This window comes from Amycolatopsis sp. NPDC051373 (assembly GCF_040689465.1).
In the GTDB taxonomy this organism is placed as follows: domain Bacteria; phylum Actinomycetota; class Actinomycetes; order Mycobacteriales; family Pseudonocardiaceae; genus Amycolatopsis.
In genome coordinates, this window is sequence record NZ_JBFBAE010000013.1 from 292506 (window position 1) to 303847 (window position 11342).

Annotated in this window: 12 protein-coding genes; 6 read left to right on the plus strand and 6 right to left on the minus strand. The window is 69.4% G+C overall.

Going from position 1 to position 11342, the window contains the following annotated elements:
* Window positions 1-21 precede the first annotated feature (21 nt).
* The 3 genes from AB0383_RS25855 (at window position 22) to AB0383_RS25865 (ending at window position 2005) form a co-directional block, all read left to right on the plus strand.
* A complete protein-coding gene (locus AB0383_RS25855; protein WP_364180497.1) occupies window positions 22-690 on the plus strand; it encodes a GNAT family N-acetyltransferase in 669 nt (222 codons plus the stop codon).
* A 401-nt stretch (window positions 691-1091) separates the two neighbouring features.
* Complete coding sequence (locus tag AB0383_RS25860) at window positions 1092-1433, plus strand: hypothetical protein (protein ID WP_366188751.1); 342 nt, start codon at window positions 1092-1094, stop codon at window positions 1431-1433.
* Between the two features lie 2 nt (window positions 1434-1435).
* On the plus strand, window positions 1436-2005 hold the full coding sequence (locus tag AB0383_RS25865; protein ID WP_366188752.1) for an oxidoreductase: 570 nt from the start codon (window positions 1436-1438) through the stop codon (window positions 2003-2005).
* Here AB0383_RS25865 and AB0383_RS25870 read toward each other — a convergent pair.
* A complete protein-coding gene (locus AB0383_RS25870) occupies window positions 1986-2441 on the minus strand; it encodes a MarR family winged helix-turn-helix transcriptional regulator (protein ID WP_366188753.1) in 456 nt (151 codons plus the stop codon). The two genes, AB0383_RS25865 and AB0383_RS25870, sit on opposite strands and share 20 nt — an antisense overlap.
* A gap of 122 nt (window positions 2442-2563) precedes the next feature.
* Between AB0383_RS25870 and AB0383_RS25875 the strand changes: the two genes are divergently transcribed.
* Window positions 2564-2971 (plus strand): nitroreductase family deazaflavin-dependent oxidoreductase, encoded by a 408-nt coding sequence (locus tag AB0383_RS25875; protein ID WP_366188754.1) that lies wholly within the window; start codon window positions 2564-2566, stop codon window positions 2969-2971.
* 15 nt (window positions 2972-2986) lie between these two features.
* On the opposite strand, the gene AB0383_RS25880 is transcribed toward AB0383_RS25875, so the two are convergent.
* Window positions 2987-4138, minus strand: a complete 1152-nt coding sequence (locus tag AB0383_RS25880; RefSeq protein WP_366188755.1) for an acyltransferase — start codon at window positions 4136-4138, stop codon at window positions 2987-2989.
* A 119-nt stretch (window positions 4139-4257) separates the two neighbouring features.
* Between AB0383_RS25880 and AB0383_RS25885 the strand changes: the two genes are divergently transcribed.
* A complete protein-coding gene (locus tag AB0383_RS25885; protein WP_364180505.1) occupies window positions 4258-4473 on the plus strand; it encodes a hypothetical protein in 216 nt (71 codons plus the stop codon).
* A 49-nt stretch (window positions 4474-4522) separates the two neighbouring features.
* Here the strand turns inward: AB0383_RS25885 and AB0383_RS25890 are convergent, their stop codons facing one another.
* From AB0383_RS25890 to AB0383_RS25900, 3 genes are all read right to left on the minus strand, one after another.
* Complete coding sequence (locus AB0383_RS25890) at window positions 4523-6562, minus strand: alkaline phosphatase family protein (protein WP_366188756.1); 2040 nt, start codon at window positions 6560-6562, stop codon at window positions 4523-4525.
* A 291-nt stretch (window positions 6563-6853) separates the two neighbouring features.
* On the minus strand, window positions 6854-7282 hold the full coding sequence (locus tag AB0383_RS25895) for a hypothetical protein (RefSeq protein WP_366188757.1): 429 nt from the start codon (window positions 7280-7282) through the stop codon (window positions 6854-6856).
* A 110-nt stretch (window positions 7283-7392) separates the two neighbouring features.
* Window positions 7393-8535, minus strand: coding sequence for an FAD-binding oxidoreductase (locus AB0383_RS25900; RefSeq protein ID WP_366188758.1), 1143 nt, complete (start codon window positions 8533-8535; stop codon window positions 7393-7395).
* A 70-nt stretch (window positions 8536-8605) separates the two neighbouring features.
* Here AB0383_RS25900 and AB0383_RS25905 point away from each other — a divergent pair, with 70 nt between their 5' ends.
* Window positions 8606-9481, plus strand: a complete 876-nt coding sequence (locus tag AB0383_RS25905; protein WP_366188759.1) for a LysR family transcriptional regulator — start codon at window positions 8606-8608, stop codon at window positions 9479-9481.
* Here AB0383_RS25905 and AB0383_RS25910 read toward each other — a convergent pair.
* Window positions 9478-10938: a SulP family inorganic anion transporter gene (locus AB0383_RS25910; RefSeq protein WP_364180514.1), complete on the minus strand. Its 1461-nt coding sequence runs from the start codon at window positions 10936-10938 to the stop codon at window positions 9478-9480. The genes AB0383_RS25905 and AB0383_RS25910 overlap by 4 nt on opposite strands.
* Window positions 10939-11342 lie beyond the last annotated feature (404 nt).

The following is an 11342-nucleotide window of genomic DNA, read 5'->3' on the forward strand; positions in this document are numbered from 1 at the left end:
GCGGGTACCATTTGGCCCGCGATGGTGAACCTGGGTGAAGCACCGCTGTTCGGCCGGTTGACCCGCCGAGGCCGGCTCATGGCGAAACGCACCTGCGACCGCAGGGGTCACGCGTTCGCACTCGGCCGGTTCCTCTTCCGCACCCCCACGGCCTGGGAGTACGCCGCCGCGGTGGCCTCCGGCAGCGATCCGGCCGCTCAGCGGTGGCTCGGCTGGCTCGCGGACTCGGTCATCGCCGAGCCCCTTCGGTCCGAAGCCCTCCGTGTGACGCCCGGCACCGGGCCGGCTTGGACCTATCCGGATCCGCAGTCCGTCGACATCGTGGCCATCGACCTGCGGGAGAACCGCTGCGCCGGGCTGGTCAGCGTGCACGCCGGGGAGAACGGCGGTCCGGAGACGGGTGGATACCTCTCGCCGGCGTATCGGGGGCGCGGGCTGGGACGCGATCTGTTCACGGCGGGGTTGGTGCTGGCGCACTCGCATCTCGGGCTGCCGCGGGTTCGGGCGGGGGCCGAGGTGGGGAACGTGGCGAGCGGGCGGTCCCTGGAGGCCGCGGGGATGCGTCGGGCGGCGGGGCCGCCTCGGTACACGCTGCCGAACGGGCGGGTGAGCGAGGCTTGGTGGTACCAGCACGATGCGCCACGGCCGCACCGGTGTGAGGGGCCGCAGGCGGCGTGGCTGGCTTTTTGAGGTGACTGGCGGGTGTGGCACCGCGGGCTTCCCCCGCGGCGGTTCGCCGCCCCGTCGCTGGTTGTCCACAGCCACCCGCAGTTGTGGACAACTCGGCTCCTACCAGCGCTTTCCGCCGGTTTCGTCGGTGGCGGCCGGTAAAATGGACATGGGGACGCCCCCTCAGGGAGGGCGGGGGCTGGCAAAGTCGTGTGGCCCTGGTTGTAGGGCTGCCACGGTCTGCGTAAACACCTGGCCATGGTGCCGGACCTGCGGCATCGGCGGGGCGTGCGGCGTTTACTCGAGTCGACGAGCGGGCAACGGTTGTCGGGCAACGCCAGGTCCCGGCCGGCAGCAGCGAAATCACCTGGTTTCCACGGCTTCTGGGCAACAGTGATCTGGCCGGAAGGTCGTCACCGCCGATGCCCCGCACCACCACCGACCATGCCCACTACCTGCATGCCCGTGGCCCCGACTACGTGTTCATCGTCGAAGAAGACCAGCACCGCCTCCACGGGCTGCTCCAGACCTTGCCCTGGCACGAGATCCCCGCCCACATCACCACCGACTGTGGCCACGGCCGCACCGAACGCCGCACCACCCAACTCGCACCCACCCGAGCCCTCACCCCGCTCGGCGTCCACCCCTCGACAACACACAAGACTTTGCCGACGCCCCTCAGGGAGGGCGGGGGCTGCCTCGGCGAGGGGCCGGCGGCACAACACTTCGGCCTGCGCCGACGGTTTCCGGCCCTACCGTCGTAGGCATGGATTCCCGTGAGCTCCTCACCGAAGCGCCCGTGCCCCCGCTCGAGGTGAACGTGGCCTGGTTGCGTGCGATGGTCGCCAGGTTCAGCAGCGGCGAGGACCACGCCAGGCGGCGCAAGCTGGTCATCGATGAGCTCGCCAGGGCCGAGCCGGAAGCGCTGCGAAAAGCGGCAGCGGAGAAACCCCGCCAAGGTCCGGTCGCGACGCTCGCCGAGGTGCTGGGGTTCGAGGTCGACCCGGCCGATGTCGACAAAGTGGCGAAGGCTTACCAGCCCCACTTCCCCCAGAGCGCGGAGGCCGACGAAGCATGCAAGAGGCTGGTCACAGCACTCGGCCAACCCGACGAACGCACCGCAGCCAACGTCGCGCTACTGGTCCAGGCCGCGGCCACCGAGGGCCTGATCGCGAACAGAACCCCACCCGTCCCCAGCACCCGCCGCTGGGTCGACGGAGCCGAAGTCACCGTCGATCTCAAGGACTTCCCCTTCGGAACCGGCCCTCACGCGTGCCCCGGAGAAGCGCACGCCAAAGCCCTCGCCGAAGGAGCCCTCAGCAGCACTCGCCGGTGAACTCCGACGAATAGGCCTTCAACGTATCGATCACCAATGCCCGCTCACCCGGCGACAACGGCGCCAGCGCCCGCTCCCAAGCCCGCGCCCCCGGGGCCAGCCAGGCGTCCACGGCGGCGCGCTGCGAAGGGCTGATGCTGACGATCGTGCGGCGGCGGTCGGCCGGGTCCTCGGCGCGGGCGAGCACGCCCTGGCGCGAGAGGTCGCCGATCATGAGGCTGGCGGTGGTGGGGGCGATCTCGAGGCGGCCGGCGAGCTCGGTGACGGTCATGGGGCCGTCGAACAACAAGATGGACAGCAGGCACAGGTGGCGCGGCGCGAGCGACAGGTCCGCGAGCTCGGGTGGCACCGGGGCGCGCTTGCCGCGGCCGGCCAGGCGGGGCATGAGCAGCAGCAGCTCGCGCACGCCATCCTCGAGGCTCGGTCCGGTGGTCATCCCGCTCCTTCGACCAGAACCACGCAAAACACCTTGTCGCGCAAGAGGGTACCTCGCGTTGACATCAGTTTTGCAAACAAAGTAAGTTTGCTCGCAAAACCAAACTGGAGGGACACCACCCCATGTCGGACTGGAACCAGCAGATCATCGACGAGTTCCGCGCCAACGAGGGCAAGGTCGGCGGGATGTTCGAGGGCGCGAACATGATCCTGGTGACCCACACCGGCGCGAAGAGCGGCACGCAGCGCGTTGCGCCCCTGGTCTACACCACCGACGGCGACGGCCGTTACGTCATCGCCGCGTCCAAGGGCGGCGCGGACACCAACCCGGACTGGTACCACAACCTCGTGGCCAACCCGAAGGTCACGCTGGAGATCGGCACCGAGAAGTTCGACGCCACGGCCAAGCTGATCGAGGACCGCGCCGAGCGCGACCGCCTCTACGCCGGCATGGTCAAGCACATGCCCGGGTTCGCCGACTACGAGAAGAAGACCACGCGCCTGATCCCGGTCTTCGTGCTGGAGCGCTGAGCACGCCCGAACCGCTCAAACGCGAGCCGGCACCGGCGTCGCGTCGGCAGGAACCGCGGCCCGTGCGGCTTTGCGGGCCTGCCGGCGCGTGAGCAGCCGTTTGCCGGTCGCGATCATCGGCTGTTCGACCCAGCGGTGAATCAGGTCGGCGATCGCGAGGTCGACCAGGAACACCGTCACGGCCGTGATCAGCCGGTTGTGACCCAGCGCCGGTACGGCCTGGACCACCACGAAGTGCACCGGGCCCTGCAGCAGGTACAGCGAATACGACCGCTCGCCGACGAATCGCATCGGCGCCGTCGAAAGCAGCCAGCGGGCGGGGCCCGGTGACAGCAGCACGATCAGCAGCAACATGGTGAGCGCCGCGTACGCGAGCAGCACCAGCAGGTTCTGCCGCGTCTCGCGCCAGAGCGGGTCGAGGTTGGCGTGCAGCACGAGGAACCCGGCGACGATCGGGATCGCGGCCAGCGGGTGCGTGAACGGCCGCAGCGCGGCGAAGCCGCGCCGGTAGTGCAGCAGGATCGCGAGCAGGCAGCCGCCGAGCAGGATGGCGTAGTGGATGCTCGAGCGGTAGACGGCCGTCGGCGAGAAGTCGAGCAGCCAGCCGCCCGTGGTCAGCGGCACGAGCGCGAGCAGCACGGCCATCGCGGCGAGCACCAGGGCGAGCTTGCGCCGCGCGGCGCCGATGCCGATCGCGACCAGCAGGAACGGCCACACCAGGTAGAACTTCTCCTCGATGCCCAGCGTCCACGAGCCGGAGAAGAAGTTGTCGGAGCCGTTGCCGTGCGAGCCGGGGAAGAACTCGTTGAGGAAGGTCAGGTAGTACTTCAGCGCGTGGGGGAAGTCGCGCGTGAGGAACTCGCCGCGCAGCAGCACGAACGCGATGATCCCGCCGAGGATCACCAAGTACGGCGGCAGGATCCGGAACACGCGCCGCACGTAGAAGCCGCTCAGCGAGATGCGCCCGGTGCGGTCCTGCTCGCGCAGCAGCAGCGTCGTGATCAGGAACCCCGACAGCACGAAGAAGATGTAGACGCCCACCCAGCCCGACGGCCACGCGAACTTCGGCCCGGCGAAGTGGAAGAACACGACGATCGTGGCGGCGATGGCGCGCAGACCGTCGAGGCCGGGGAACCTGCGCATGCCGAGGTACTCGTCATGGCTCATCGTTCGCAAGAAATCGACCCCAATCGCCTGGCTGCGGTGGGAGTATAGGTGGACGATCACGGGCACCCGCGCGGCGGGTTCGCGCCCGTGACCTGCGATTGCTCTGGGTGGTGGGGGCTGTGACGCTGTTGGTGATCCTGGTCGGGGCTGTGCTCGTGGTGATCGGCGTCGCCGCCGCCCTCGACCTCCGGGCCCGCCGACGCGGCCGTCGCGCGGCCGAAGACGGCTGGGACGCGCTCAGGGAGACGCGCCGCGATTTTCACGCCGCCGAGCTCGCCCGTTACCAGAGCAGCGACCACTCCTGGCACGACCGCGTCCGCCGGAACAAACGCTGACGGCCGGCGGACCCGTGAAGGATCCACCGGCCGCCGTCGGTGACCAGGGTCAGCAGTCCTCGCCGATCCGGCCGGCGTAGCGCTGCTGCCACGTCGAGTCGCCCTCGACCGTGATGACCACGTCGTAGTAGCCGTTTTCGGTCGGCCAGTTCACGACCGCCGGCAGCAGGCCGAGCACCGTGACGGTCTTGGTCCCACCGCTGAAGTCGTTCGCGGTCAGCTTGTAGTGCATCGGCTTGAGCAGGTTGTCGTTGTGCAGCGTGAAGCGCACGTGCTGCTCACGCACCAGCAGCGTCGGCTGCAGCAGGTCGGCGTCCACTCGCGGGTCGTGCCCGGACGCGGTGATCTTGCCCGCGAACGAGCGCACGAAGCCGTCGTTCGAGTAGATCGAGAACGCGTACTCGCCGCCGGTGGCGGAGGTGTCCCAGGTGTAGGACTGCGACTTGCGCTCGGTGACCGTGAACGGCGTGCTCGTGAACGGCTTGAGCTTGTCCGGGAAGACCTGGAAGCTCACCGCCTTGCCCTTGTCGCCGCCGGCCAGCGTCATCTTCGCGGTGACCTTGCCCTTGTGGTCCTGCGTGAGGGTGGCGTGCGGCTGGAAGCTCAGCGGCCGCGGCTTCATGTGGCCGGCCGCGACCTTCACCGGCTGCTCGGCCGCCGCGTCCGCGAACGTCGCCGGTCCGGTCTGCGGGTGGGCGAAGTCGAGCGCGCTCGTCAGGTCACCGGCGATCGAGCGGCGCCAGTCGCTGATGTTGGGGCAGGTGAACGGCTTGCCGAGGTGCGCCGCCCACTTCTCCAGGAACTTGATCGTCGACGTGTGGTCGAAGACCTCCGAGGCGACGTAGCCACCGCGCGACCACGGCGAGACGAGCAGCATCGGCACGCGCGGGCCGAAGCCGAGCGGGTACGAGCCGGTGTACTCGCCCGCGGTGCCGGCCTCGGGCCACGGCGGGAGCACGTGGTCGAACTTCCCGTCGTTCTCGTCGTAGTTGAGGATGAAGAGCGTGTGGTTCCAGATGTCGGGGTTGCTCTGCAGGATCGCGAGCACCTCCTGGACGTAGCGCTCGCCGTGCAGCGTGTCGGCGTCCGGGTGCTCGGACCAGCCGTAGGGCGCCACGAGCCAGGAGACGGCCGGCAGCGGGTGCTCGGCGCCCGGCCGGCAGGCGTCACGGAAGTCCTTGAGGACGGCCTGCAGGTTGGCGTCGGAGTCGTCGTCCGGCGTGGTCTTGCCGGCGTAGTAGGTGGCGTTGCCGCGCCAGATCAGGCCGGTGCCCGGCTGCAGCTTCGGGTCCAGCGGGCTCAGGCCATTGGGTTCGAAACCCTTGAAGTACTTGAGCTCGTTGTCGCCGTAGTCGCCGATCCACGAGCTGAGGTAGCCCTGGCGGCCGTTGCCGCTGTTGTCGGAGTAGAGGCGCCAGTCGATGCCGGCCTGCTGCAGCTGCTCGGGCACGGTGATCCACGGGCGGCTGTAGTTCGACTCGTCCGTGTTGCCGGTCTCGGTGTTGGACGTGCCGCTCCACAGGTACTTGCGGTTCGGGTCGGTCGGGCCGAACTCGGAGCAGAAGTTCTGGTCGGCGATCGTGTACTGGGCCGCCACCGAGTGGTAGAAGCTCATGTAGCCGTCGCTGTGGTAGTTCATGCAGCTGGCACCGTTGTGCTGCACCCACTGGTCCCAGCTGCGGTGCGCGACGTCGCCCCAGGCACCGTGGTCGTTGCCCCACATGCCGTCGTCGACCTTCGGCGTCACGATGGCGCCGGTCTTGTCCTTCTGCTGGAAGACGCTGGTGCCGTCCTGGAACTTCAGCGCCTGCTTGTCGTTGAAGCCGCGCACGCCGGGGAACGTGCCGAAGTAGTGGTCGAGCGAGCGGTTCTCCTGCATCAGGATCACGACGTGTCTCAGGTCGGACAGATCGCCTTTGAACCCCCGGGGCAGGCCGTTGCTGCCCAGGGTGGCGGCGTTCGCGGTGCCCGCGTCGGCGATCCCGCCGAACATCAGCGCTCCGGCGGCGACGCCCGCGCCCTGCAGGAACCGGCGGCGGGTGGTGCCGGAGTCGGGCTCGGGGGTGGGGGTGGTGGGGTCGGCGGACAAGGCAAAACTCCTCACGCGGGGGTGGTGTCGACCGTCGATCCAATCCAGCCGACACCAACGCCACGTGAACACCTGCGGAGCGATCACTGGCAGGCGGCCGACGGTTGAGGGCAGACGGTCCCACGAGACCGCATCAAGTGCCCCGAAACCGCACAAAACGCCCAATTGTGGTCAGGCGTTGGCGGGCGTGCGGTGCGAGTGGAGAAAGGGCAACCGCCGGGGTGAGGAGTGAAAGAAACGGCCGGCGAATTCAATCGGGGAAATGAATTCGCCGGCCGCGGTTTCAGGAAATCAGTTGTACCAGTCGAGCAGTGTCGGCAGGATGGAAACGCTCTTCACGCGCACCTGCGGTTCGCCCAGAACATTCCCCCACGGCACGGTCATGTGCCCGGAAACGCCACAGCCGATGTCGAACCAGCCGCCCTTCGGGTGCGCCGAGTCGAATCCCCAGCCCTGCACGCAGGCGGTCTGGTTGTTCGTCACGGTGAAGCTGTAGCCCTGCTTGCGGCCCGGCGAACCGAACACGCTGCAGCCCGAGTGTGACGCCTTGCTCCAGACCTGCGGCGCGCCCCCCGCCTGGTGGGAGCCCGAACACGCGTTGGCCGACTGCGGTGCCGCCTCGGCCGTGGCGCCGGTGAGCAGCATGCCGCCGGCGACCGCGGTCGCCGCGACGACCGCGGCGAGTCGGGAAAAACGGCGCGAAGAATCCTGAGTACCCATTCGCGGTGAACCTTCCCAGTAGTGCCAGCCCCCAGAATTCGACTGGCCTGGCGCAAATCTACTCAGCGCGCGGCGGGCGTCGAGATCTCCGATGAAAACTTGAGATCGACTTAGGAGAGCGGCTGCCCGTACACGAAACTGCGCAACCGGCCTGTCGCGGTGAGCGGGGCGAACAATTTGGCGTGGGCCGCGCGCACCGGGTCCGGTCCGGATTCGTCCAAAACGGACAGAGCGCGGATCGTGTAGCGCGAGTCGGGATTGAAGTCCGGGGCCTTCGCATGGACGTAGGCGCCACCGAGGAGGTCGACGATCAGCACGGTCGGCACGGGCGCGCCAGGGCCGGCGTGCTCGAGGATCGCGTCGATCGTGGTGTCGGGCAGATGCGCGATCACGCGGTTGTCGCCGAGGTACGCGTGGGGATGCGGCGGCTCGGCGGCGATGGAGCCGGAGTCGGTGAACGGCATGGTCTTGAGCGTGTCCACGAGCGGTCCCAGCGCGCGCAGAGGTGCGACGAGCCGCGGGCCGTCGTCGCCGAGGTGGGCGACGCGGACGTGGGCGATGTGCTTGCCACGCAACGGTTCCCGAACCATCGGCAGGTCCGGGTAGGGGATCAGGGCGAGTGACGTGGTGAGCGTGTCGGGGAGGTCGGCGGTCCAGTCGCGCCAGGTGTGCAGGACCTCGGGCAGCTTCGGGGTGTCGAAGTAGAGGCCGCCGCCGTACAGGCTGGTCACGGGGACGAGGCGGAACTCCAGTGCGGTGATCACGCCGTCGCCGAGGTCGGTGGTGCGTTCGATCGTGCCCTCGGCGGTCACGACTTCGGCGGAGCGCACGTGGTCGGCGGCGAGGCCGTAGCGGCGCCCGAGCAGGCTGAAGCCGCCGCCGAGCGTGTAGCCGACGGCTCCGACGCCGGGCGCCGAACCGCTGAGCGGCGCGAGCCCGTGTTCGGCGGCGGCCTCGAGCACCTTGCCCCAGGTGGTGCCGGCCTCGACCCGGGCGACGGCGCTGACCGGGTCGATCTCGACGTTGGTCATGCGGCGCGTCGAGATCAGCACCCCGTCGGCCGGGGCGCGCAGGCCGTGGCCGGTCGCCTGGACCGCCACGGCGAGGTCGCGGGCCGCGGCGTGGCGCACGGCCCCGGCGACGTCATCGGCCGTGGTGGCGACGACGACCAGCTTCGGCGCCGACTCGATGCCGGTCTGGAAACCGGCGATTTCCTCGCGGTAGCCGTCCTGGCCAGGGGTGAAGGTCTGCATGACTCCAGCGTGGCTCGTGACTTTCGAGAAGTCCAAGAGATAGTACTTCCCAGAGCTAGAATCAGAACTTATGGAACTGCACCAGCTCGAGTACTTCGTGGCCGTCGCCGAAGAAGCCAACTTCACGCGCGCCGCGGCCCGGATGCACGTCGCGCAGCCCGGCGTCAGTGCGCAGATCCGGCGCCTGGAACGCGAGCTGGGGCAGCCGTTGTTCGACCGGTCGGCGCGCGCGGTGCGGCTCACCGACGTTGGCGCCGCCGCGTTGCCGCACGCGCGCGCCGCGCTCGCCGCGGTGGCCGCCGTGCGCGAGACCGTGGCCGAGCACGAGGGTCTGGTCCGCGGGCAGGTGGCGATGGGGATCGTGACGTCGGCGGGACCGGTCGCGCTGCCCGATTTCCTCGCCGGCTTCGCCGAGCGCTACCCGGGGGTTGAGATCACCCTGGGCGAGGCCAACTCCGACGTGATGGTCGAAGCGCTGCGCGAAGGCCGCCTCGACGTCGCCGTGATCGGCCTCGCCGACGGCGTGCCCGCGGGCCTCGCCGCGCAGGTCGTGCTCGACGAGGCCGTCGTCGCCGTCACCGCTGTGTCCGACGATCTGGCCGCACGTTCGGAGGTCACGTTCGCCGACCTGGCCGGCCGCGGCCTGATCTGCCTGCCGAAGGGCACCGGCGTGCGCGGTGTCCTCGACCGCGGCTTCGCGACGGCGGGGGTCCACCCGCGCGTGACGATCGAGGCCAGCGACCCGAACGTGCTGGCACAGCTGGCGATGCGCGGTCTCGGCGTGGCGATCGTGCCGGAATCCCTTGCGCGGTACTACGCCGCCGAGCTGCACATGCTGCAGCTGCGACCGCGGCTGCGTGGTCAGCTCGCGTTGGCGTGGCGGGCCGACGGTCCGAGCGGTCCCGCCGCGCGCACGTTGATCGAGTTCGCGCGCTCGGTGCTCTAGTGTGCCGTGAGCTCTCCGGTGAGCCGGCCGTGCATGCGGGCGCTCGGGGAGTTGAGTCCGACGATCTCGACGGTTTTGCCGCGGGCGGCGTACTTCGTGGTGATGGCGTCGAGCGCGGCGACGGTGGAGGCGTCCCAGATGTGGGCGTCGGTGAGGTCGAGGACGACGTGGGCGGGGTCGCCGGCGTAGTCGAAGCGGGAGACGAGGTCGTTGCTGGAGGCGAAGAACAGCTCGCCGGTGACCGCGTAGACGACCTGGTTGCCGTCAGGGTCCACGGCGGCGGTCACGTCGAGCAGCCGCGCGACGCGGCGCGCGAAGATGACCATCGCGGTGATCGTGCCGACGACCACGCCGATCGCGAGGTTGCTGGTGGCCACCACGACGGCGACGGTGATCACCATGACCGTGATCTCGCCGGCGGGCATCCGTTTGAGCGTGGCCGGGGCGATGCTGTGCCAGTCGAACGTGCCGAACGCGACGAGCACCATCACGGCCACGAGCGCGGCCATCGGGATCCGCGAGACGAGCGGGCCGAAGACGATGCACAGGATGATCAGGAACGTGCCGGCCAGGAACGTCGACAGGCGCGTGCGGGAGCCGGCGGTTTTGACGTTGATCATGGTCTGCCCGATCATCGCGCAGCCGCCCATGCCGCCGAAGATGCCGGTGACGACGTTGGCGATGCCCTGGCCGATGGCCTCACGGGTCTTGCTCGACCGGGTGTCGGTGATGTCGTCGACGAGCTGGGCCGTCATCATCGACTCCATCAGCCCGACCAGCGCGAACGCGATCGCGTACGGCGCGAGCAAGGTGAGGGTGTTCATCGTGAACGGCACGTCGGGCACTCCGGGCACGGGCAACGAGGACGGCAGCGCGCCCTTGTCGCCGACGGTCGGCACGGTGATGCCGGCGCCGATCGTGAGCGTGGTGAGGACGACGATCGAGATCAGCGGCGCCGGGACGACCTTGGTGAGCCGGGGCAGGAAGACCATGAGCAGCAGGCCGCCGGCGAAGAGCGGGTAGACCGGCCACGGCACGTCGATCAGCGATGGCAGCTGCGCCAGAAAGATCAGGATGGCCAGCGCGTTGACGAACCCGACCATCACGCTGCGCGGCACGAACCGCATCAGCTTGGCCACGCCGAGCGCGCCGAGCAGGATCTGGATCAGACCACCGAGGATCACCGTCGCGATGAGGTAGCCGAACCCGTACTCACGCGCCAGCGGTGCCACGACCAGCGCGATCGCCCCCGTCGCGGCCGAGATCATCGCCGGGCGCCCACCCACGATCGAGATCACCACGGCCATCGTGAACGACGCGCACAGCCCCACCCGCGGGTCGACGCCGGCGATGATCGAGAACGAGATCGCCTCGGGGATCAGCGCGAGCGCCACGACGAGCCCGCCGAGCACCTCCACCCGCGCCACCTTCGGCGACAACCACGCCGGCCGGGCCATTCGGAACACCTTCGGCACGCCACACGCCCTGACTCGTTCGGACGCGCCGCCGACGCGCCTGGGGTTGCACCCCCGGCTTCTCCAGTCTGGCGGCCACTGCGGGGCGCCGCCCAGCTCGCCCGGGGAGCGGCCGCCCTCGGTGGCGACTCGGGGTTCGACGTTAGATCAGCGTGAACCGGGTGGTCGCGACCTCCCTGGTCGAGTGCGGCGGGGATCACCTCACGGTGGGTGGCCGGTCTAGGCATGGGGTCTTCCGTTGTGAGCTTCTGCAGCCAAGACAAGAGGGCCTCGCGGGGCGTGTTGCGTTGGGTGCGGGTTCTCGGGCCTCGCGGGGCGTGTTGCGTTGGGGGTGCACCCCGAAGCTGGATTGTGTTGACGGCCGGTGACGTGTTGTCAAGGCGGGA

Coding starts and splice junctions, on each gene's coding strand:
- AB0383_RS25910 (WP_364180514.1), bottom strand. CDS start 10,938: ATGGCCCGGCCGGCGTGGTTGTCGCCGAAGGTGGCGCGGGTGGAGGTG.
- AB0383_RS25905 (WP_366188759.1), top strand. CDS start 8,606: ATGGAACTGCACCAGCTCGAGTACTTCGTGGCCGTCGCCGAAGAAGCC.
- AB0383_RS25860 (WP_366188751.1), top strand. CDS start 1,092: ATGCCCCGCACCACCACCGACCATGCCCACTACCTGCATGCCCGTGGC.
- AB0383_RS25875 (WP_366188754.1), top strand. CDS start 2,564: ATGTCGGACTGGAACCAGCAGATCATCGACGAGTTCCGCGCCAACGAG.
- AB0383_RS25865 (WP_366188752.1), top strand. CDS start 1,436: ATGGATTCCCGTGAGCTCCTCACCGAAGCGCCCGTGCCCCCGCTCGAG.
- AB0383_RS25855 (WP_364180497.1), top strand. CDS start 22: ATGGTGAACCTGGGTGAAGCACCGCTGTTCGGCCGGTTGACCCGCCGA.
- AB0383_RS25900 (WP_366188758.1), bottom strand. CDS start 8,535: ATGCAGACCTTCACCCCTGGCCAGGACGGCTACCGCGAGGAAATCGCC.
- AB0383_RS25870 (WP_366188753.1), bottom strand. CDS start 2,441: ATGACCACCGGACCGAGCCTCGAGGATGGCGTGCGCGAGCTGCTGCTG.
- AB0383_RS25880 (WP_366188755.1), bottom strand. CDS start 4,138: ATGAGCCATGACGAGTACCTCGGCATGCGCAGGTTCCCCGGCCTCGAC.
- AB0383_RS25895 (WP_366188757.1), bottom strand. CDS start 7,282: ATGGGTACTCAGGATTCTTCGCGCCGTTTTTCCCGACTCGCCGCGGTC.